The organism is Companilactobacillus crustorum JCM 15951 (assembly GCF_001434585.1).
GTDB lineage: Bacteria > Bacillota > Bacilli > Lactobacillales > Lactobacillaceae > Companilactobacillus > Companilactobacillus crustorum.
The window spans coordinates 50,485-71,561 of sequence record NZ_AZDB01000008.1 but is presented as its reverse complement, the minus strand read 5'-3'; the positions used below and the strand labels follow the sequence as shown (position 1 = coordinate 71,561).

General features: G+C 34.6%; 22 protein-coding genes. 12 read left to right on the top strand and 10 right to left on the bottom strand.

What is annotated here, in order from left to right; genetic code table 11:
* Nucleotides 1-73 precede the first annotated feature (73 nt).
* A complete protein-coding gene (locus FD26_RS03845; RefSeq protein WP_075887292.1) occupies nucleotides 74-937 on the bottom strand; it encodes an aldo/keto reductase in 864 nt (287 codons plus the stop codon).
* Between the two features lie 279 nt (nucleotides 938-1,216).
* On the opposite strand from FD26_RS03845, the gene FD26_RS03840 reads away from it, so the two are divergent.
* Nucleotides 1,217-1,552, top strand: coding sequence for a hypothetical protein (locus tag FD26_RS03840; RefSeq protein ID WP_057867119.1), 336 nt, complete (start codon nucleotides 1,217-1,219; stop codon nucleotides 1,550-1,552).
* Between the two features lie 96 nt (nucleotides 1,553-1,648).
* Here FD26_RS03840 and FD26_RS03835 read toward each other — a convergent pair whose 3' ends face one another.
* Entirely contained in the window at nucleotides 1,649-1,957 is a 309-nt protein-coding gene (locus tag FD26_RS03835; RefSeq protein ID WP_057867118.1) for a hypothetical protein, read from the bottom strand.
* 149 nt (nucleotides 1,958-2,106) lie between these two features.
* Here FD26_RS03835 and FD26_RS03830 point away from each other — a divergent pair, with 149 nt between their 5' ends.
* Nucleotides 2,107-2,757 (top strand): endonuclease III domain-containing protein, encoded by a 651-nt coding sequence (locus FD26_RS03830; protein WP_057867117.1) that lies wholly within the window; start codon nucleotides 2,107-2,109, stop codon nucleotides 2,755-2,757.
* Here FD26_RS03830 and FD26_RS03825 read toward each other — a convergent pair.
* Nucleotides 2,728-3,330, bottom strand: coding sequence for a TetR/AcrR family transcriptional regulator (locus FD26_RS03825; protein ID WP_057867116.1), 603 nt, complete (start codon nucleotides 3,328-3,330; stop codon nucleotides 2,728-2,730). The genes FD26_RS03830 and FD26_RS03825 overlap by 30 nt on opposite strands.
* 191 nt (nucleotides 3,331-3,521) lie before the next feature.
* Here FD26_RS03825 and FD26_RS03820 point away from each other — a divergent pair, with 191 nt between their 5' ends.
* The 3 genes from FD26_RS03820 to FD26_RS03810 all read left to right on the top strand — a co-directional run bounded on the left by FD26_RS03820 (nucleotide 3,522) and on the right by FD26_RS03810 (nucleotide 7,319).
* Nucleotides 3,522-4,445 carry an ABC transporter ATP-binding protein gene (locus tag FD26_RS03820; RefSeq protein WP_057867115.1) on the top strand — a complete coding sequence of 308 codons (924 nt, stop codon included), beginning with the start codon at nucleotides 3,522-3,524 and terminating at the stop codon, nucleotides 4,443-4,445.
* Complete coding sequence (locus FD26_RS03815) at nucleotides 4,435-6,051, top strand: ABC transporter permease (RefSeq protein ID WP_057867114.1); 1,617 nt, start codon at nucleotides 4,435-4,437, stop codon at nucleotides 6,049-6,051. The genes FD26_RS03820 and FD26_RS03815 overlap by 11 nt, the downstream gene beginning before the upstream one ends.
* A 116-nt stretch (nucleotides 6,052-6,167) precedes the next feature.
* Nucleotides 6,168-7,319, top strand: a complete 1,152-nt coding sequence (locus FD26_RS03810; protein ID WP_057867113.1) for an MFS transporter — start codon at nucleotides 6,168-6,170, stop codon at nucleotides 7,317-7,319.
* A 134-nt stretch (nucleotides 7,320-7,453) separates the two neighbouring features.
* Here FD26_RS03810 and FD26_RS03805 read toward each other — a convergent pair whose 3' ends face one another.
* Nucleotides 7,454-8,719, bottom strand: coding sequence for a methionine gamma-lyase family protein (locus tag FD26_RS03805; protein ID WP_057867112.1), 1,266 nt, complete (start codon nucleotides 8,717-8,719; stop codon nucleotides 7,454-7,456).
* Between the two features lie 18 nt (nucleotides 8,720-8,737).
* Complete coding sequence (locus FD26_RS03800) at nucleotides 8,738-10,825, bottom strand: putative ornithine decarboxylase (RefSeq protein WP_057867111.1); 2,088 nt, start codon at nucleotides 10,823-10,825, stop codon at nucleotides 8,738-8,740.
* Nucleotides 10,826-11,105: 280 nt separating this feature from the next.
* Here FD26_RS03800 and FD26_RS03795 point away from each other — a divergent pair, with 280 nt between their 5' ends.
* Nucleotides 11,106-12,521, top strand: coding sequence for an APC family permease (locus tag FD26_RS03795; protein ID WP_057867123.1), 1,416 nt, complete (start codon nucleotides 11,106-11,108; stop codon nucleotides 12,519-12,521).
* Between the two features lie 172 nt (nucleotides 12,522-12,693).
* Here FD26_RS03795 and FD26_RS03790 read toward each other — a convergent pair whose 3' ends face one another.
* Together FD26_RS03790 and FD26_RS03785 are read right to left on the bottom strand one after the other, a co-directional pair.
* Nucleotides 12,694-12,978 (bottom strand): hypothetical protein, encoded by a 285-nt coding sequence (locus FD26_RS03790; RefSeq protein WP_057867110.1) that lies wholly within the window; start codon nucleotides 12,976-12,978, stop codon nucleotides 12,694-12,696.
* Nucleotides 12,979-13,036: 58 nt separating this feature from the next.
* Complete coding sequence (locus FD26_RS03785) at nucleotides 13,037-13,345, bottom strand: bacteriocin immunity family protein (RefSeq protein WP_057867109.1); 309 nt, start codon at nucleotides 13,343-13,345, stop codon at nucleotides 13,037-13,039.
* 205 nt (nucleotides 13,346-13,550) lie between these two features.
* On the opposite strand from FD26_RS03785, the gene FD26_RS03780 reads away from it, so the two are divergent.
* Complete coding sequence (locus tag FD26_RS03780) at nucleotides 13,551-13,847, top strand: bacteriocin immunity family protein (RefSeq protein ID WP_057867108.1); 297 nt, start codon at nucleotides 13,551-13,553, stop codon at nucleotides 13,845-13,847.
* A gap of 75 nt (nucleotides 13,848-13,922) precedes the next feature.
* Here FD26_RS03780 and FD26_RS03775 read toward each other — a convergent pair whose 3' ends face one another.
* Entirely contained in the window at nucleotides 13,923-15,347 is a 1,425-nt protein-coding gene (locus FD26_RS03775; protein WP_057867107.1) for an MFS transporter, read from the bottom strand.
* Between the two features lie 3 nt (nucleotides 15,348-15,350).
* Complete coding sequence (locus FD26_RS03770) at nucleotides 15,351-15,887, bottom strand: PadR family transcriptional regulator (RefSeq protein WP_057867106.1); 537 nt, start codon at nucleotides 15,885-15,887, stop codon at nucleotides 15,351-15,353.
* Between the two features lie 206 nt (nucleotides 15,888-16,093).
* Here FD26_RS03770 and FD26_RS03765 point away from each other — a divergent pair, with 206 nt between their 5' ends.
* From FD26_RS03765 to FD26_RS10865, 4 genes are all read left to right on the top strand, one after another.
* Nucleotides 16,094-16,381, top strand: coding sequence for a hypothetical protein (locus FD26_RS03765; protein ID WP_075887285.1), 288 nt, complete (start codon nucleotides 16,094-16,096; stop codon nucleotides 16,379-16,381).
* A gap of 120 nt (nucleotides 16,382-16,501) precedes the next feature.
* Nucleotides 16,502-17,116, top strand: a complete 615-nt coding sequence (locus FD26_RS11455) for a helix-turn-helix transcriptional regulator (RefSeq protein WP_057867104.1) — start codon at nucleotides 16,502-16,504, stop codon at nucleotides 17,114-17,116.
* A 145-nt stretch (nucleotides 17,117-17,261) separates the two neighbouring features.
* The gene (locus FD26_RS03755; protein WP_057867103.1) at nucleotides 17,262-17,993 is read left to right on the top strand and encodes a CPBP family intramembrane glutamic endopeptidase; all 732 of its coding nucleotides are present in this window, start codon (nucleotides 17,262-17,264) and stop codon (nucleotides 17,991-17,993) included.
* Nucleotides 17,994-18,240: 247 nt separating this feature from the next.
* Complete coding sequence (locus FD26_RS10865) at nucleotides 18,241-18,759, top strand: CPBP family intramembrane glutamic endopeptidase (RefSeq protein WP_162254846.1); 519 nt, start codon at nucleotides 18,241-18,243, stop codon at nucleotides 18,757-18,759.
* 70 nt (nucleotides 18,760-18,829) lie between these two features.
* On the opposite strand, the gene FD26_RS03745 is transcribed toward FD26_RS10865, so the two are convergent.
* Complete coding sequence (locus FD26_RS03745) at nucleotides 18,830-19,297, bottom strand: hypothetical protein (RefSeq protein ID WP_057867101.1); 468 nt, start codon at nucleotides 19,295-19,297, stop codon at nucleotides 18,830-18,832.
* 317 nt (nucleotides 19,298-19,614) lie between these two features.
* On the opposite strand from FD26_RS03745, the gene FD26_RS03740 reads away from it, so the two are divergent.
* Entirely contained in the window at nucleotides 19,615-20,979 is a 1,365-nt protein-coding gene (locus tag FD26_RS03740; RefSeq protein ID WP_057867100.1) for an Nramp family divalent metal transporter, read from the top strand.
* The last annotated feature ends 98 nt before the right edge of the window (nucleotides 20,980-21,077 follow it).

Below are 21,077 nucleotides of genomic sequence, written 5' to 3'. Positions count from 1 at the left end.
GCCTATCAACTCTATTTATCGTACAGCCCCAACTAGGCGTTATTTGTTGTCAGAAAGAGTATTTTTGAATTATTTATGAATGATATGTTTCCGGATCAAAGTGAGTTCCATCATCAGATGGCAATGTCGAAATCTGCAACATATCATCGCGATCTAATTCAAAGTCAAATATATCCAAATTATCTAACATATGTTCAGGATTGCTTGATCTAGCCAAAGGCAAGATTTTCTGCTGCAACAACCAGCGTAAAACGACTTGAGATGGGCTGCAACCATATTTATCAGCTAGTTGCGTAATTACTGGATTATTCAAAATTCCACTGTCAGGACCTCCAAAGGGACGCCAGGCCTCAACTAAGACATCATTATCTTGACTATATTTTGCAGCTTCTTTTTGAGCAAATCCCGGATGATATTCTAATTGATTAACCATTGGCTTAATATCATTATCTTCTATCAAAGCTGCCAACTGTTCTTTCGAAAAATTGGAAACGCCAATAGCTCGAACCTCGCCTGCCCTATAGAGATCTTCTAACGCTAACCAAGTCGAGTCATTTAATTCTCGCCAATCCTTATGCCACTTTTTGTTGGCCGGCCAATGAATTAAATAAAGATCTAAATAACCAACTCTTAATTTAGCCAACGAGGTCTCAAAAGCCTGAATAGTCTTACGATATCCATGATGATCGTTCCAAACTTTACTAGTAACAAAGATATCTGATCGATCTAATCTATTTTCGATTACGCCTCGTTGAATTCCATCCCCTACATCGACCTCATTTCCATATGCTTCAGCACTGTCGATCAGTCGATAGCCACTACTAATCGCATTCTCTACCGCTGATATAGTTTTCGTTCCATTCTTTAAAATTGTTCCAAAACCCACGACAGGAATACTATAGCCATTATTTAAAAGATAACTCGAAGTTATATCCATAATTACACCACCTACCTAAAATGGAAACCTAATTATTACGAATAGTAGCAACTAGTAGGCATCATGTAAATTCTTTAACGTTATTTTTTGTAGAATTTCCACAATGTATATAATTGTTCTTTTCTCAATTTATGACTAAATCATTCGTTTAATTTTTATATCATAAAACTATAAAAAATAGCGTCATTTCATTATTTTAACTACTCAATAATTCGATATTACGATATACTTAATTGGCGTCATATTGATAAAACAATTATTTGGGGGAATTTTCACATTATGGATGAAAACGGAAAGATGGTACCTAAGGAAATTAAAGGTTGGAATTGGGGTGCCTTTATATACAATATTTTTTGGGGAATTGGAAATAAAACCTACTTGCCACTACTTTGTTTAATCCCAATATTTAATATTTTTTGGATTTTTGTTGTCGGATTCAAGGGAAATACTTGGGCATGGCAGAAGGGTAATTATAAAGATATTGAAACTTTCAAGGCCGTTCAAGCTACTTGGAATCGTGCCGGACTTGTACAATTTATTGTGTCTATCGTAATTCTTGTACTTTATAGCTTCTTCATCATGACATTTATTTCATCACTAACATCTCGCTACTAATTAAACTAAAAAAGTCAGTCCAGCAACCATCTCTTATGGTCACTAGACTGACTTTTTCTTTGCCCAGAAATTGAATAAATTTCTATTTTTAATTTATTAATCCTCAGAAGCTGAACGGCTACGTTCCACACTCTGATTCAAATCATTAATTTTACTAACTACCTTTTGATGATATAGATCATTGCCTTGTCCCCAGAAAATAAAGCTCAATGAAATATAAACAATTGCTAATATAACATCCAAAACGTCGAACTGCATTAGATTAGTTACCATCAACCAAATTATGAAAGCAATGGATAACAATGGAATAATTGCCCCTAACCAAACGTGTGAATTATTTGCTAAAACATACTTTTCAATGATCAAGGAGGCAATCGACCCTATAATAAAAATAATACCTAACATAATTACACCCCCATAATTAATTCAGAGTATATTATGTTATCACAAATGATTTTCTGAAATAAGCAAAGAAACTTTTGAAAACGTATCCAAGTAATAATTCTCCACTTTTTCCCTATTACATTAGATAATTAATATAGGAGGTTTTCATCTTGTATACCCAAATAACAATCTATGATTTACTCAAAATACTCTCTAAAAAACTCGGTCCACAAAATTGGTGGCCTGCTGAAAGCAAAACTGAAATGCTGATTGGAATGATCTTGATTCAAAATACCAATTCTAAGAATACGGAACAGTCTTTGAAAAACCTACGCAATGCCACTAACTTTGAGACTGATACTATTCTAAAACTTCCTACAAAAAAGCTAGAAGAATTGATTCAACCCAGTGGTTTCTTTCATAATAAAGCAATCTATATCCGTTCTCTCTTAACCGCTTATAAAAATGACTTCGACAACTGGGAAAAATTACCAACTAATTTGTTACGCAAAAAATTAATTGCAATGAAAGGCATTGGCAACGAAACAGCCGATGTTTTACTATTGTATTATTTTCATCGTCCCGTCTTTGTCGCCGATAATTATGCTATGAAATTATTTATTAAGCTACATGTTTTTACCAAAAAGCCCACTTATATGCGCTTAAAAACTGCTGTAGAGCATGATTTCAAGTTTACCGCCAAACAGGCTGAAGAATTACACGCTCTAATTGATGAGTTTGGAAAACTTAATAGCGACGAATTTAACAATTATCAACTAAAGATCCCTTATTTAACGACCAATAATACCATAAAAAAATAGCTGCATCAGATCACTCTCGTGCTTTTTAATTTCAATGGGATCATGCTCTGCTATAGGATTAGTACTCATTAAAGACCCGATAAACATATCTAAATAAAGCATTGCTCCCTCATCAGATATCTTAGAGCTAATCACTCCTTCTCGGCGACCTTGATCAAGTAAATTTTTCCAAAAATTATATTTATAGGCGTTATAAGTTTTCATAACCTCATCGTTTCCATTTTGTCCTTTAAATTCTGAATACATGAATACTACAAAATCATCACTAATTTCGTCAGCTTTCTCAACGCCACTCTTCATCATATCCTGCATCTTTTCGATGAAAGTCTTTTTTGAACTGTTAAGTGCTTGACCATATTCAGTATAACCATCAATTACCAGTTTAATAACTACTGCTCTAGCCAAAGAAATTTTACTGGGATAATACTTATATAGCGTCACTTGCGATGCTTCCGCCTCTTTAGCAATTAGTGCTATTGAGGTCTTTTTATACCCTTTTCTGACAAAAATTTTCGTAGCTGCTTCTAAAATAGCTTCTTTTTTCTTAGTTTTTCTTTTTATATTATTAACCATTACAAATACCTCAAAAAAAATTCATCTGATATTTCAGTTTTCTCCCTTATACCAAAACATTCTTAAATCAAGACTTTAAAATAGTTCAATTAGACCTTCTTGATTGATTGACAGGGGTTTCTGGCGGCTCTAATATACTCGGTAAATAGTGAACTATTCAAGAAAAATATTTCATCTTAGAGGTAAATATTATGATAAATGAAAAAGTTCCAATCCTTCATATTGATCATTTACAAAAAAGATTTGGAAAATTTCAGGCCTTAAAAAACATTAGTTTCGATATTTATCCAGGAGAGGTCTTTGGATTTATTGGCCCTAACGGTGCCGGTAAATCTACAACTATCAGGACTATCTTGGGTATTTTAAGAGCTTCAGGCGGTCAAGCCACTATCTTTGGCAAAGACGTTTTTAAAAATGCCGTTGAAATTCACAAAAAAATTGCTTATGTTCCTGGCGATGTTTATCTGTGGCCTAATTTGACTGGCGGAGAAATTATTGATTTGCTCTTAAAACTTTCTCATGACCAACATTCCGTCAAAACTTATCAGCTTATCAAGGAATTCCAATTAGATACTACTAAAAAAGCTCGAACTTATTCCAAAGGCAATCGGCAAAAAGTAGCCTTAATTGCTGCCTTTTCAAGTGACGCCGACCTATATATTTTTGATGAACCGACTTCTGGACTCGATCCATTGAATGAGGAAATTTTTCAAAAAGAAGTTTTGAAATTAAAAGCTGCAGGTAAAGCAGTCCTTCTATCTAGCCATATTCTGTCGGAAGTTGAAAAGATGTGTGATCGCATTGGCATCATTCGTGACGGCAAAATTGTCGAAACAGGTTCTCTAGAGCAAATGCGTCACTTAACAAGAACTTTGATCAAAGTTCAAACTAGACTTCCTGTTCCAGAGTTATCAACATTGCCTGGCGTTCACAATTTAACTGTCGAAAAAGGCAATTTTTTAAACCTATCAGTTGATTCTGAACAAATGGAAACTATTATGAACTATTTAGTTCAAAAGCAAATTGTCTCTCTCCAAGCCACTCCGCCAACCCTTGAGGATCTTTTCATGCGTTATTATGATTCTACGAATGGGGTGAGTCACGATGGTAAATGAACAATTTAAAAAAACGTTCTTCTTAACTCGCTTTAATATCAAACGTGATTGGTTAAAAATAATAATCTGGGCCGTGGCTCTAATTGCTTTATTCGTAGGTGTCGCCGCCAAATTCACAGGCCTATATGGAACTCAAACTGCTATTGATCAAATTATCAAAACCCTCAAAACTCCAGCTATGATTTCTTTATTTGGAAAAATGCCATCAGGTCCTTATACGACTGCTGACGTTTTCGCCTCTGAAATGACCGTCTTCATGACTATCGTAGCTGTCATAATGAACTTTTCCTTTATAATTCACGCTACTCGAGGTGAAAAAGAAACTGGTACTTTAGAAATTATTCAGTCCCATTCAGTTGGTCGCCTGTCTAATTTATCATCAGCCCTACTAGAAAACTTTTTAATAAATCTGGTTATTGGCCTAATTTATGCTATCGGTTTGGAATTTGCTGGTCTTACTGGAACAAACACTAACGGCAATTTCCTTTTAGGACTTGGATTAGGACTTGCTGGCTTCATGTTCTCGACTATTGCTGCCGTTATAGCACAATTGACCGACAATTCCCGATCAGCGACAATTCTCTCCTACATAATTTTTGGCATAATGTATCTTGCTAGAATGGTTACTGACATTTCTCATCCTCAAGCTACTTGGTATATTCCTTTGGGCTGGGTAGAAAAATTCTCAACTTATAAAGATAATAATTGGCTGCCAGTTATTCTTATGTTTTGTTTATCATTCGTAATGATTTTTATTGCTTTTACTTTGAATAATCACCGAGACATTGGTTCAGGTATAATTGCTACTCGTTCTGGCAAATCTAATGCGAGTCCCTTCTTGCGTGGACCATTATCTCTATTTTGGAGATTGAATCGTGTCAGTTTAATCGTTTGGCTATTTGGTTTGATGATACTTGGAGCTACCTATGGCTCAGTCTTCAATACAATTGGCGATATTCTCAAGACTAATCCACTCTTAAAACAACTCCTTAACACCCAAGCTATTAATGCTGCTAATATTCTGATTATTAAGGAATTTCTAGCAATTTTAATGATTGTTTTTGCCATTTTGGCTTTAGTTCCAGGACTTATGTTGATCAATTACCTCAAAACGGGTGAAGAAAAAGGCTACTTAGAATTGATTCATTCCAAACAAATTGGTCGTTTAAAGTTATTTAATTCTATTTTAGCTTTAGCAATTGTCGCCGCTGCCACAATCTTTTTTGCTGGAATCTTAGGCTTATACGTTGGGGGTAAAGCCGTTATGAAACATCCCATTGCCCTATCAATTTTTATGCGTGGTTATACAGGCTATCTCTCTCCTATGCTAATTATGTTAGGCATTTCAGTATGTTTAGTTGGCTGGCTCCCTAAATTAGTAGTTCTCAATTATGGATATATTGTAGTGACATTCTTTATTCAGTATTTTGGCAAATTGCTTAAATTGCCAGACTGGTCAAAGAAGATTTCACCGTTCGGATTCATCAATCAAGTTCCTGTTAAAAATTTTGATGTTTCAACCTTTTGGTGGCAAATTGCTATCGGTATTATCCTGATTGTAATTGGTTACTTAGGATATCGTCGACGTGATTTACTAATAAATTAGATTTCCGATCGGCTTGACATCGGCCTTTAAAATGATAATATTCTATACTGTTAAGACAGATCAAAGAGATCGTTGGCTGAGCCAGCGGTCTTTTTTTATTTTTAGGAGGCAATTTTATGCAAAAAATAACTGCAAAAATGCTGATTCTAGGAGCCTTCCTTGAGTCCATTGGGTCCAGTTTCATTTGGCCTATAAACACTATCTTTATTCATGATTATTTACACAAATCACTTGCTACAGCCGGTATGGTACTCTTTTTCAACTCTTTAGCTACCTTCTGCGGCAGTTATGCAGGTGGAAAATTATTTGATCGAATTGGTGGCCACAAAACTGCCATTATTAGTACTTCTATTGCCTTATTGGCATTAATTGGATTAATCATTAACCACGATTGGCCAGCATATCCGATTTTATTGCCGATATTAGGATTCGGTGTTGGGAGCACCTTTATCGTGATCAATTCTTTTGCATCTCAAATCGATAATGTAGACCGCTATAAATTATTCAACGGAATCTATGTCGGAACTAATTTGGGCAATGCTATTGGAACAGCTTTAGGCGGCTACATAGCCAGTCTACAAATGACCTTAGTTTTCGTAGCAAATTTTTTCTTTTTAAGTATTTTCTTTCTGTTAGCTATCTTCCGTTATAACGATCGTACAGAAAAGGCTCCTGTAACTGATAAGACTATTAAAAAGGTCAAAACCAGACTACAACCTGGAGTCAGTTTACTAGCTTTATTTTTAGGAATATCATGGCTAGCTTATTCTCAGTGGAGCAGCAATATTTCCGCTCATTTGACTGCTTTAGGAATTCCAGTTAGTCGCTACAGCTTATTGTGGACTATCAATGCGATCGTAATCGTCGTATTTTTACCTTTAATCAATCGTTTAATTGAAAATCGTCTCTGGTTCAAAAAGATTCAAATCATCATAGGCGTTATTTTCTTCATGATTTCTTTCATCGCTATTATTAATCAAACCAATTTTTTATTCTTTGTATTAGGAATGATCTTTTTAACCATTGGTGAAATGTTAGTCTACCCTGGTATTCCAGCAATTGTTAGTGAGGCTACGCCTTCAAAAGAAGCCGGGAGATATCAAAGTTTGCTCAATATGTCTTCAACCTTTGCTAAGGCGGTCGGCCCCTTAGTTGGAGGTATTATTATTGAACGCAGTTCTTATAATATTCTCTACTTAGTAGCAATCGTAATTTTGGCTTTATCAATTATCTTCTTCAAACGTGGTAAAAAAGAACTTACCATATAAAAAAGAGGATTGTGATATAACCTGAAAATAATATAAATTTGCAGCCTAAAACAAACAAGCCTCAGTAATCAAAATACGATTACTGGGGCTTGTTGGCCTTAATCCTCGGAAGCTGAACATCCTTGCTTCGCTCTCTATTTATAAAATGTTTCTTTAACTGCTTGAGTGATTGCAATTTGAACATGGGCATATGACAAACCGCCTTGAATATAAAGCGAATATGGAGGTCGGATGGGTCCGTCTGAGGATAACTCAATTGTTGATCCTTCAACGAAACTTCCTGATGCCATTACCACATCATCTTCATAACCATCTTGGTGACTTGGAATAGGATCAACAAACGAGTTCATTGGTGAGAAATGTTGAATAGCGGCACAGAATTTAACCATTGGATCGGGATCGCCAAATGAAACAGTTTGAACAATATCAGTTCTAGGTGCATCCCATTTAGGTGAAACGCTCATTCCCATTTCTTCAGATAAAGCTGAGGTAAAAATCATACCCTTCAAAGCTTCACCTGTTGTGTGAGCAGCCATGAAGAAGCCTTGATAAAAGTCACGTAAGTATCCCCAAGTAGCGCCTTCGCCTTTACCAGCACCAGGAACCGTCAAACGAGAACCCGCACCATCAACTAAATCTTCACGACCAACGATATAAGCACCACTCTTAACTAATCCTGCACCAGCATTTTTATAAAGTGAGCCGGCCATAATATCAGCACCATAAAAGGTTGGTTCTTCCATTTCAGAAAACTCGCCATAACAATTATCGATAAAGACATTCACATCAGGACGAATATCTTTAACAAACTTAATCATCTTAGCGATTTTTTCAACTGTAAAACTATCACGGACAGCGTAGCCACGAGAACGTTGGATGGCAACTACTTTAATTGTGTCATCGGCCTTCAAGGCTTTTTCAGCATTCTCATAATCAACAGAACCATCGTCCAACAGTTCAGTTGTTTTGAAATTAATACCGTACTCTTGCATATTGCCACGCTTGTTGCCGGCTAATCCGATAACTTCTTGGATAGTATCGTAAGGCGTACCAGTTAGGTAATAAAGCGTGTTGCCTGGACGTAGCATACTGAATAATGCCGTTGAAATAGCGTGTGTTCCTGAAGCAAATTGTGGACGTACCAAAGCGTCATCAACTTTGAAATAATCCGCGTAGATAGCTTCGATCTTATCACGGCCAATATCATCGTAGCCATAACCAGTTGATGGAACTAAGTCCTCTTCACCGACACGGTGTTTTCTAAATAAATTTAAAACTCGTTGTTGATTATATAAAACTTGCTGATCGATTTCAGCCAAACGTGGTTGAATCAATTTTTCAACTTTAGCTACTTTTGTTTTTAAATCTGCTGGTAAATCATCAGTCCATAATAATGACATAAGAAACTCCCTCAATAGTTATTTTTTCAATACTTCGGCTTGAACAGAAATTTTTCCGTTAGCTTGTTTATCCCAATAGACTCCCTGAATTTCTGGTACAAATCCTGGAAATCTTTCAATTGCTCCCACTAAAACTTCAAAATACTTTTGATCGATTTCAGCCCATTTTTCGCCCGGCGCTACGATAAAGACACCAGGAGGATATGGCAAAGCTCCTTCGACAGCGATTCGACCTTTGATATTATCCAAGTTTACTAGTTCACTCTGATTCTTCATAAAATATCGGTCAGCTTGAGCCGGCGTCATTGTATAGCTTTGCATATCAGACTTAGCGAACAATTCTTTTTGTAGCGCAAAAGTTTTATTTTGACGATAATAGTCATGCATTTCTTGGCAAAGCTGCTTTAAAGTATAACCTTGATAACGTTTGGGATAAAGCTTTGCCAATTTAGGCAAGACTTCTGCCAAAGGTGCATCTGCCAAATAAAAACGTTCAAACTCTAGGAAGGCATCAAGCAAAAGATCTAATTCTTCTTTCGAATCCCCCGGTGTTAGTAAGAATAAGAGTGAATTCAAATCATCTTTGGCACGAATGATCCGCTTCTCCATCAAAAATTCTGCTACTACGGGACCAGGTATTCCATTATCCTGATATTGTGCATTTTTAATATCAATTCCAGGCGTTATAACGGTTATTTTTAGTGGATCAATCATTGCTTGTCCGGAAGCAATTTTTTTGAAACCATGCCAATTATTTTCAGCTTTTAATTCCCAATATTTACTGTTAGTAGCTAATTCATCTGTACTAATTTCAGCAAAGTTATCGGGTACAAAGGGTTTGAACAGCTTTGATTTTTTCAAAAGTTCCTTACGCCATTCAATTCCCATTCTTAGCGTTTCATCCCACCAGTTCTTATTGCCTTGACCAGCAGTTACATAGGCGTTAACTGTCAACGAAGCATAAATTGGATAAGAATAACTCGAAGTAACAAATTTCAGATAAGCATTGTTGAAATGTTTATGATCGACATAGCGTGCTTGTCCTTTTAGATGGGCATCTTTTTTTAAAATTTGAGAAGTCTGAGCTAAACCGGCTTGCTGCTTATGCAACGACTGTGTAACTAAGATTCCCGGATCATCTGGACCATAATTAAGTTCTAATGGCGAGAGATGCTTCATAATTGGTACAAACTGTTCAAAACCGCCCCAAGCACAGTCAAACAAAATATAATCACAAAGCTTGCCAATTTTATCAATAATCCACTGTGCATCGTAAAAGACTCCGTCGTAAGTTTCCAATTGCAAAATTACTAGTCTAAATGGACGCTTAGCTTTAGCTTTTTTAGGATCAACCTTAGCAATCTCTTGACGGATTTTTTTCTCATCCAGTGATTCAGGATTCATTTCGCCAATTAAACCCAAAGGATTTCGATCGGTTGGAATATAAACTGGCTTAGCGCCACTCATAACAAGAGCACTGTTGTAGAGTGACTTATGGTTATTGCGATCAAATAAAACTAGATCATCTTCTGACAACAAAGCACTAGCACAAATAGAATTGGCACTAGTAGTTCCATTCGTGCAAAAATAAACTTTGTCAGCGTGGTATGTTTGGGCCGCCTTTTGTTCAGCTGTTAACGGTGTTCCGCCGTGGGTCATCGTATCGCCCAATTCGTCAACCGTGTCACTCGTATCCGCAAACATCAAATTCTTACCGAAGAAGCGGTTAAAAACTACTCCAGCAGGATGTTTTTCATAATACTGACCATTATGATGTCCTGGTGTCGTAAAACTAACTGGTCGGTCTTCAGCAAAATTAACTAAATCTGTTAAAAAACCAGGAACCATCTTTTTTTGATATTTATTAGCTGCAGCGATTGCTTCAACAGTCGAATCGGCAGTAGAATCAGTTTGAAGAATAGGGATGCCAAGACCTGACGTTTGTTGCAAGTTTTGAGCGACCTTTAAATTAGCTGCATCGTTTTTATTTAGAACAATCGCTGCTAATTCAGCTATATCGCTGTGCTCTGTAAATGGAACTGTTGTCCATTCAGATGAATTTTTTACAATTACATCATTGCCTACGGCAATTTTCAGAAAATTCATAATTTCCCCCTATTTTTAAACTTTTTTCAAAAAGATATTGCAAATGGTATATAAATCCCTACAATTGTTTAAGGATATTTTTATTAATTTGCAATATTAATTATCAAAAAATATTACAGCTTTGATTATATATACGTATTGAGGTCATAAACAAGTGAAAATAAATAGTTCGCTGCTTACATTAAAACCTCCCAAGTTCAAAAGCCTGCTCTAACAAGACTTTTAAACAATTCGGGGGAAAATAAAATTGGAAACACTAGAACCAAATAAAAAACATTATATGAGTTGGCCGGTCATTGCCTTGATCGACTTTGTTACTATTATCAGTTTTGAAAACATCTTTTATCCATTTCAAAATCAAGGATTATCTGTGGTTATCTCATGGATTTTCTTACTTTTTTCGTACGTTATTCCTTATGCACTAATCTCTAGTCAAATGAGTTTAACCTTCGACAATCAAGCCGGGGGATTAGCATCCTGGGTTCGCCACAGTAGTAACGATACCCTTGGCTATTGGACTTCTTGGATGTATTGGGTACAAAGCGTTCCTTACATCGTGGACGTTTCCAACTCGGTTATCGTCTCATTCAGTTGGATGTTCTTGGGTAACAACACTTTAGATAAAAAAATGTCGACTTTCTGGTTTGGTATTCTAACTTTCATCATTATTCTATTATTCATTCTTTTAGAAAATGTTATCAAAAATTCATTAGAAATACTTTCATTAATCGGTGGGGGTGCCATGTTCGTAATGTCATTCCTATTCGTCCTATTAGCTGGCTATGCCGTTTTACATGGTCATCATATTGCCACGCAGCCATTCAATTGGGGCGCCTTTAAACCATCGTTTAGTCTGAAATACTTCTCAACTACCGGACTATTGATTTTCGCCATGTCCGGTGCTGAATTAGCTGCTCCATACGTCGTACAAATGCGTGATCCTAAGCATGAATTCCCTAAGGCTATGTGGCTCTTAGCTATCATGACTGGTTTCTTAACTATCTTTGGTACATTAGCTTTAGCAATGTTCTTTAATGCTAACCATATTCCACATGATTTCAAAATGAACGGTCCATATTATGCTTTCCAACTCTTAGGTACTAGTTTAGGTGTTGGTAAATTATTGATGTATATCTTTGCTGTTGTACAAGCAATCTTTATGATGGCTCAATTGGCTGTTTTATTGGATGCTTCAAGTCGTGTCTTTGCGGGTGATGTTGCTGACAAGTTCATGCCTAAATGGCTAACTAAGAAAAACAAAAATGGTCGTCCAATTCACAGTTATACAATGACTACCGGTTTAAGTTTGTTCCTATTATTGTTAACTGGTACCCTACCAAATATTAATACCATTTATAACTGGCTCTTAAATATTAACGGAATCATTTCACCATATAAAACTTGTTGGGTCTTCTTTGCCTTTGTAGCAATGAGAATGCATCAAGAAAAATATCATTCTGACTATACATTCATCAAGAGTAAAACTGGTGCGCTTCTAGTCGGAGGCTGGTGTTTAGCCTTTACCTTCGTCTGTGCTACTTTAGGGTTTATCCCACAAGAAGCTAAAGTTGGTACTGGTGCCTTTAATCATCAATTGCTCTTAAACTTTATCACTGTTATCGTATTATTCGGTCTAGGCTTCGTTATGCCATGGTTACGTAAACGTGAACAGCGTCGTGAAGGTCTGATTGACTAATAAATCATTCAATTCCCGTGCACTAAAGAGGCCCTATATGATTAACCATCAAAAATGGTTGCATATAGGGCTTTTTATACGGAAAAATTATGTTTTATTCGACGTTTACTGCCAGTTTAATAACAACAACAGAGTTCTATCTCAATTCCTATTTTTTATAAATTAACCTACTTTATGCTTCAGGCATCCAAAACTTGCCAATCTCTGTTTTAGAAATTGTGTACTGATCTTTGGGGATATTCAATTTGTCCAACAATTCTATTATTTTTGTTTTGAATTCCTCATCTGATAGTTTGGTACCAATATACCAAGTATCATTATTTACCGTAATCGGACCAAGTGTTTCTTCATAATATTTGATTGATTCCTGATAAAAGTCATGAGCTTTTTCTCTAGTTTCAAACTTAATCCCCCAAGTATTAGGAACCATTTCAAAAATTGATCTTAACTTTACCATTATACTTTCCCCCTCACTTCAGATAAAAACGCTTACATATAATTATATCATTATTATTCTAGCTTAAATAACTTCCATTAATTCCCATATAACCAATATTCGTACCGATTGGTTTATCTTTTATCAAAAGTGCGTATATCTTTTTGTAAAACTCATCAGCTTCAGAACTTAACCCCTTTTTTTCGACAGCTAATATCTGAAAACTAGCAATAATTTGATTCAGAACTGCAATTTGATATCTGCCACGTTCCAAATCAGCTTTGGCTAATAGTCCAATTTTTCTTTCATCATCAGAAAGATCTGGATTTAGCACAAAGTCATATACTATTTCTAAAAGTTCGTCTAATCCTTTATCTTCTTTTGTCATTATTAATCCCCCATCAATTTATAACTTATAATATAGCCTAATATGATTCATTAATCACAACAATGTCCCGAATGGCTATAAATGATATCCTCAAAGTGATTATTTTCTATTAAAGATGAGAAATGACACTGTTTAAGATACTTCAATTCCAACAATTAAATGATATGTAATAATGAGAATACAAATTATTTCAAGGAGAGAGTAAATGATTAAATTAAAATGGTTTTCTGGCGGAAATGACCGTGCTGACCAGGCTATAACAATTATCACTGAATTATTAACAGACTTAAATGGCGATTCAAAAAGTGAACCACTACAAAGACTATTAAAGGATTATAAGAATGAACTAGAATTAAAAGAATCTTCAGTTCCATATATTCTCAGTCGAATGAATATTGCAATTTCAAATGTTACGTTGAAAAATAGCATCGTTTTATCTAAAGACCAATCGGAAAAGATAAATCATTTAACTAAACTATCAAATATCCGCTACGGTTATTAAATTTTAGTCTAGAGATTAAAAAGACCTTTATGGCAACCATCTTTGATGGCCATCATAAGGGTCTTTTTTTCGTTCCTATTTATTTCTTCGCAACATTCTAATTCCTGTAATAACAGTCGCAATCAAACAAATTCCGAAAGAAACTGTAAAGGCAACTCGCATACCAGAGATAAATAGTTCTGGATGAGCTGGTTCATATGATGTTACCGTCCGTCCTGCGGTATGACTCATTGATGAGAACAAGACCGTCGTGGCGGCTGAAATACCAATGATCATTCCAAATTCACGGGCTAAGGCATTAATACCTCCAGCAATCCCTAAATCTTTTACATCAACCGAATTCATAACAATTGAATTATTAGGGGCTTGAAAGACCCCATTACCAAATCCAACTAATCCAACAAAGAACATAAAAATCCATAACGGCGTTGCAAGTCCCATAAACATATAACCGACCTGACTAATAGAAATCATAATCAAGCCAATAAAAGTTAACAGCTCCGGACCAATTTTATCTGAAATAGCTCCGGAAATTGGCGCCACAATTACCTGTACGATTGGAAAAGTCATCAAGGCATAGCCAGCATAATTAGCGGCTAAACCACGTGCATTTTCCAAATAGAATGGTGAAATAACATTGAAGAAAAAGTTTGCCACAAAAATTAATAAAGCACAGAAAATACTGATTGAAAAATTAGCATTTTTAAAAATTTTCAATTCCAAAATTGGTTTTTCAATCCGTAATTCAATTCTAATAAAGATCACAAAAGCAATAATAGCTATAAGAATAAGTCCTAAAACTACTGGTTTAACAAAACCAATCTCTTGTCCTAAGAAAATACCAGCGAACAAAGTTACCATAACGATAGCAAAGAGAGTCGCTCCAACCTTATCGATCTTCTGCTTTGTCACGGTAATATCTTTGGGTAAGATTTTCATTCCTAAAATAATAGCAATAATACCAACTGGCACATTGATCAAGAAGATATAGCCCCAGTTCATGTGTGCCAAAATCAAACCACCGACTCCAGGTCCAGCAATACTTCCTAAAGCAACAAAGGAACCAATCATTCCCAAGGCCCGACCACGTTCATTGAAAGGAAAAACTTCCGTAATAATACCGTTATTAGTACTCATGGTCATTGCTGCACCAATTGCTTGAATGGAACGAGAAATCAACAGTAATAACAAGCCAGAATTAAAACCACAGAGCAATGAACCAATCGTGAATAAAATTGATCCTAGCTTGAAGATACGAATTTTCCCGTAAGCATCCCCCAATTTTCCAAATAATAATAGTAGTGCACAAATAACAATTAAATAAATTGAAACAACCCATTCAGCCTGGTTCATCGGAATCTTTAGATCCTTGCTCATTACGGGCAAAGCAATATTTACAATACTACCGTCCAACGTTGACATAAACGTGAATAAACATACCGCTATTAATATTAACCAGCGATGCTTTTGAATCTCTGGGTCTTTAGCAAAACTTTCCATCTGTTATTCCCCTTTTCTTTCCTGTAAGAGTTTCGTAACCCAATCATACTGAGCTTGAGCACGTAAAATCTGTAGCTGTTTAACTAACAAACCATCGTCAATATCAACTTGAATCATTCGGGGATTATCTTTCAAATCCTCTCGAAGTTCTTCTAAACGTGTTAACTTTTGTTGCGAAAATTCTTGAAAATCTTTCAGAATCTTTACTTGCTGCTGAGAATCAAGCAGATGCAAAAAGTGGATTTTCATCAAAAAAGTCAATTGACTCTGTTTATTAATCGTTACTGGTTCAGCCAGCAATTTAAAAAACTGCTGCGTACCTTTTTCAGTAATTGTCGCTAATTTTTGTGGCCGTTTATTCTCGGTGTTTTTAAAACTCAAAGCTAAAAAATTTCCACTCTCTAGTTTATCTAACAATGGATACAACGTACCAAAACTAATCGCCTGATCATCGCCCATGATATTAATGAACGCTTTTCGCAAAGCATAACCCGTCATAGGATGATCCATTAACTGACCTAAAATGAATAACTCATACATTAAATAACTCACCTAACCTTTACCGGCTTCCAAGTATATATATCGAAACGATATATTACAAGTAAAAATGGTAAAAAAAATAGAATCCTTTCAGATTCTATGGTTCTGCACTCAAGATATGTTTGACAGTCATTTACGATATTTACTCCTAATTGAAGATCAAAGTTGGTAAGCTTTAGGTATACATAACTAATAAGGAGCGAATAATGATGATAAATAAAAACGATGTTATTACTTCAATGAGCCAATTAAATACAGAATTAAATAAGAATCACCAAGGTTCTTTAACATCTCAATTCGTAAACGAAACTCTTCTAAAATTACAAAAAAGTGAAGGCGTTGCCTTCACTGGTTCCTTACAATATTTCATAAATAAAGCTCCTGTAATTAAATTATCCGAAAACATCAAATTAAATAAACAAGAAAGAGCCTTGTGGCGAAAAGTATTTTCTTATAATGAACTTGGCAATAATCTTTGGGGTGCAAGATTGTAAATTTTTAAAATAATAGAATCTTGTAGATAAATGTAACCTAAAGAATTCTAAAAATTACTGTAGACGGAAAAATAAGATATACTAAATTTGATATTCATCTTTATACAAAAGAGGCCCTTAATGAATTTATCTAATAAGTTAAAATACTATAGATCAAAAAAATCATTAACTCAGAGTCAAGTTGCAAAAAAGTTATGTGTATCACGAAAGACAATCTCTGGATGGGAAAATACACGTAGTTTTCCTGATTTAAATACATTAGTCAAAATAAGTAACATATATAACGTTTCAATAGATACCCTTTTAAAAGAGAATTCATTGTCAGATACTAATTTCTCTCAAAGGAATCAAATAGAGATGAAAAAAAAGATATCCATGATGCTCTACTATATAAATATATTACTTTGTATTAATGTCAATCTTAATATTTTTACGGTCATGAGGCATTCTAGTTCATTGGTATCAATTTTCTTAATAATTAATACGATCGTTTTTTTCTATTATTTTCCATCATGGATAGGTTTTAAAAGTAAAATATATAAATTATTATTGTCTGCCACTTTTATTTTGACACTATCATTTATCCTTAATGAAATATTTGGTTCATCTGATTACATGTTTAATTCCGATGCATTAACTAAATTTGGATTTTTGATAGGACGGCTTGTAAAAGCCCTAATTAGTACGATAAGTATAATAATAATTGTGTTTTTTAATCCAAGTAAATTGTTATAACGCCGTTATAAAATAACATTTCTCACTCATTTAAGTACATGCTTTATATCTAAGCTTGACGATATGCTTATTTAATCTTACTTTGAGTTTGAGCATGCATGGCCCCCTAAAATAATGGGTAATCCTAGAGCGAGATGTTAATAAAATGAATAGAATTAAGATCAGTTCATTACTAAAAAAACTTTTTCTTTTGATAATTTTAGAAGTTTCATTTGAGATTCTTTATATTAATTTTTTGAAGTTTTTTTCTATTTCGAATAATCTTTTAACTTTGATCTTAAATAAATCCCTATTCTTTATTTTCGTATTCATACTAAATTCAAAGCTTACAAAAATAGAAATACCATTTTCTTTGCATTTAAATACTATTAAAAGAAAGAACCTAATTGGTATTACAGCAGTATTATTCTTAATTGGTCTATTACATCCTCAAAATTTGATTAGTGCTTTAGTCGTTGGGACAGTTGCTTGCATAACTGAAGAATATCTCATGAGAGGAATTGTCCTCATTTCATTACTCGATATTTTTCAAAGACTTAACAATCCAGTTTCTAGATTATTAGTGCCATCGTTAATTTCTTGTATGTTATTCGGCATGGAACATTTTATAAATTTGTATTCCCAAGATTTCGTATCTACCCTTGTACAAGTTATTATTACAACTGCGATGGGTTTCGTGTTTTCCAGTTTATTCATACGGACTCAAAATATTCTTTTTCCAATGATTTGTCATTTTGGAATCGATTTCTTAATTATATCTTTTAATGGTATTCCCAAAACACTAAATGTTCCTCTAATTAATGCAGTAGCTCCAGCAATATTTTACTCATTTATCGGATTCATTATTTTGATCCCTTCTTGGACAAAAACAAATTAATTGAGAAAAGATAAGAGATTTTTAACAAAGCACTAATAATATAATTATAATGCTAAAGCAGTCGTTCCCTCTTTGTCCGTCTTCGCCAAATTCTTTAAACTGATAAACAATCTATAAAGTTATTTCCCTTGTATTATTGTTAATATTAAATTTCAGTATTCTAAAACAAAAAATTTACTTTAAAACAGTATTCAATAAGACCAACTGGAAAAGCAATATTATTCTTTTCGGTTTTGTACTCTTTATTGTGGGATCATCCCTAATTGGCAAAAGTTCTCAACGAGTTATTGAGGCTTTCACTATCGGGATAATTGCCGGCATTCCTGAAGAATATCTGTTTCGAGGTATAGTCCTAGGGAGTTTATTAAAGAATCTCAAATTTAAGAACCAATCTCGTCGGATCATCGTTTCTATTATTATTGCCAGTTTACTATTTTCTTTATATCACTTTGGAAATATAAGATATGACGGATTTCAAAGCGTATTTCTCCAAATGATTCAAACATTTGGAATGGGATTCTTGTTGGCCACAGCATATGTTCGTTATGCCTCTATCTTGATACCAATATTGTTACATTTTTCAATTAATTTCGGAGTTACGCTTGTCAGTGGAACGAGTACATCAACGGCAAGCTCTCACCTAAGTTTTGCAATTTTATTAATTGATGCTTTAATCGTTGCGGCCTTTTATATCATCATCGGTATGCTTCTTTTAAGAAATCATCTTAAAAATAATCCTTTGATCAAAAAATTAGATCTCGATTGAAATTTACAAAATGAGGTGATTATTTGAATAGAACTGCTCAAAAAAATAGACCTCAAGTGAGGTCTATTTTTTATATCTGTCCAACTTCAACCGAAGCATCATTAGACAATTTCTTTTGTAAATACTTTTCCATTTCTTTATAAGAGATATTAAAATTCATCTCTACTTGTTGCGGTCTCTTTGTATTAAAAATCACAGCAACCTTGGGCTTACGGCCTTGAATTTCAATTGGAATCAAGGTTACATGTACTACTTGGGCATAATCCAAAACACCTGAGTAGAATCCATTTAAGACGATTTTCTTTTCGCCGACGCCACCGACGCCGTTCATAATGTTCAACAACATGAATAGAGCTACCATAATGATATATGACAACTGACCTGTTGGTGAAACTAACAACCAAGCGCCAATGAAAGCTGCAAAAATCAATGATGATATCTTATAAATTGATCTTATTTCAATCTGAGATTGCCAATAAACATTAAAGACTGCACCAATAAAGAAGACAATATCAACTATTAGTAATATTATGCTCATTTAACTCTATCCCTTTTCTATTAGATTTTTTAAGTATAATTATTATTCAGACTTACCTATATCTTATATTGTATCGTAAACCAGACCTAATTACATAAAGATGAACTATCTCAATGCTGAATCTTCCATTAATTATACTCAATATCTAAGCAATAATAACTTAGTATCACAAAATATATCTACCAATTCCTCAAAAAGCCTTAATAACAATAAATATATCATTTTATTAGGTACACTTAATTTTATTGTTTAAGGGGGTTTAAAGTTCATCTCTAACATGATATTATATCTTGAGATTAAAAAAGGGGGATATAAGCTTGAGTGAAAAAAACAAAAAACACGATAGCCTAATTCATTATGCTAATGGCCCTTCCTTGGAAGAAATTAATGACACCGTTGAAGTTCCTACTGATGCCGGTTTCTTTAAAACCCTATTAGCATATAGTGGTCCAGGGGCTTTGGTTGCCGTGGGTTACATGGATCCAGGTAACTGGGTAACATCAATTGCTGGTGGTGCTCAATTCAAATACAAATTACTATCTGTTATCTTGATTTCTAGTTTGATTGCGATGCTTTTGCAATACATGGCAGCTAAACTAGGAATTGTGACCGGAAGGGATTTGGCACAATTAACTAGAGACCGCACATCTAAAGTTGGAGGGTTCATTCTTTGGATCGTCACTGAATTAGCCATTATGGCAACTGATATTGCGGAAATTATTGGTTCTGCAATTGCTTTAAAATTACTGTTCAACATTCCCGTACTCTGGGGTGTTATCATTACTGCGTTTGATGTTCTACTATTATTAGTTCTAATGAAATTAGGTTTTAGAAAAATTGAAGCCATCGTTGCAACTTTGATTATGGTTATTCTCTTTGTTTTCTTATATGAAGTTATTTTAGCTAGACCCGATATGGGCCAAATGGTAGTTGGTTTCGTACCTGATCCTAAAATTCTCCAAAATCAAAGCATGCTTTACCTTTCATTAGGTATTGTCGGGGCGACTGTTATGCCTCATAATCTCTACTTGCATTCTTCGATTTCACAGGCTAGAAAATATGATCGTCAAGATCCTAAGAGTGTGCGTCAGGCCGTACGTTTCTCTACTTGGGATTCAAATATTCAATTAACGTTAGCTTTCATTGTTAATACTTTGCTTTTACTTCTTGGTGCTGCTTTGTTCTTCGGAACTAAGAGTGATCTGGGACGTTTTGTGGATCTTTTCAATGCTCTTCAAAATCCTAAGGTGGCTGGAGCTGTTGCCAGTCCTGTCTTGAGTATTTTGTTCGCTATTGCCTTACTAGCATCTGGACAAAACTCAACTATCACAGGGACTCTATCTGGTCAGATTGTTATGGAAGGTTTCGTCCATATGAAGATGAAACTATGGGTCAGACGTGTTATTACTCGTCTATTGTCCATTGTTCCTGTTGTTGCCTTTGCAATTATTTATAACGGTAACGAAGCTAAGATTGAATCGCTTTTGACACTTTCTCAAGTGTTCTTGAGTGTCGCTTTACCATTCTCAATCTTTCCACTGATCAAGTTCTCCAGTAATAAAAAACTAATGGGAGAATTTGCTAATAATAAAGTCGTTGAGTATATCGGATATTTTGTTGCTATTGTCTTAACAATTCTAAATATTTGGTTAATCTATACGACATTTGTTCCTACAGCATAATTTTGCCGTCCTCCGTAACAAAGCAAATTGGGCTGGTATGTTACTTGGTTGGTAATTTAACTTTAAAATTTAGATATTAAAATAAAAGCAGTTTTCAT

Coding starts and splice junctions, on each gene's coding strand:
- FD26_RS03845 (WP_075887292.1), bottom strand. CDS start 937: ATGGATATAACTTCGAGTTATCTTTTAAATAATGGCTATAGTATTCCT.
- FD26_RS03840 (WP_057867119.1), top strand. CDS start 1,217: ATGGATGAAAACGGAAAGATGGTACCTAAGGAAATTAAAGGTTGGAAT.
- FD26_RS03835 (WP_057867118.1), bottom strand. CDS start 1,957: ATGTTAGGTATTATTTTTATTATAGGGTCGATTGCCTCCTTGATCATT.
- FD26_RS03825 (WP_057867116.1), bottom strand. CDS start 3,330: ATGGTTAATAATATAAAAAGAAAAACTAAGAAAAAAGAAGCTATTTTA.
- FD26_RS03820 (WP_057867115.1), top strand. CDS start 3,522: ATGATAAATGAAAAAGTTCCAATCCTTCATATTGATCATTTACAAAAA.
- FD26_RS03815 (WP_057867114.1), top strand. CDS start 4,435: ATGGTAAATGAACAATTTAAAAAAACGTTCTTCTTAACTCGCTTTAAT.
- FD26_RS03810 (WP_057867113.1), top strand. CDS start 6,168: ATGCAAAAAATAACTGCAAAAATGCTGATTCTAGGAGCCTTCCTTGAG.
- FD26_RS03805 (WP_057867112.1), bottom strand. CDS start 8,719: ATGTCATTATTATGGACTGATGATTTACCAGCAGATTTAAAAACAAAA.
- FD26_RS03800 (WP_057867111.1), bottom strand. CDS start 10,825: ATGAATTTTCTGAAAATTGCCGTAGGCAATGATGTAATTGTAAAAAAT.
- FD26_RS03795 (WP_057867123.1), top strand. CDS start 11,106: ATGAGTTGGCCGGTCATTGCCTTGATCGACTTTGTTACTATTATCAGT.
- FD26_RS03790 (WP_057867110.1), bottom strand. CDS start 12,978: ATGGTAAAGTTAAGATCAATTTTTGAAATGGTTCCTAATACTTGGGGG.
- FD26_RS03785 (WP_057867109.1), bottom strand. CDS start 13,345: ATGACAAAAGAAGATAAAGGATTAGACGAACTTTTAGAAATAGTATAT.
- FD26_RS03780 (WP_057867108.1), top strand. CDS start 13,551: ATGATTAAATTAAAATGGTTTTCTGGCGGAAATGACCGTGCTGACCAG.
- FD26_RS03775 (WP_057867107.1), bottom strand. CDS start 15,347: ATGGAAAGTTTTGCTAAAGACCCAGAGATTCAAAAGCATCGCTGGTTA.
- FD26_RS03770 (WP_057867106.1), bottom strand. CDS start 15,887: ATGTATGAGTTATTCATTTTAGGTCAGTTAATGGATCATCCTATGACG.
- FD26_RS03765 (WP_075887285.1), top strand. CDS start 16,094: ATGATGATAAATAAAAACGATGTTATTACTTCAATGAGCCAATTAAAT.
- FD26_RS11455 (WP_057867104.1), top strand. CDS start 16,502: ATGAATTTATCTAATAAGTTAAAATACTATAGATCAAAAAAATCATTA.
- FD26_RS03755 (WP_057867103.1), top strand. CDS start 17,262: ATGAATAGAATTAAGATCAGTTCATTACTAAAAAAACTTTTTCTTTTG.
- FD26_RS03745 (WP_057867101.1), bottom strand. CDS start 19,297: ATGAGCATAATATTACTAATAGTTGATATTGTCTTCTTTATTGGTGCA.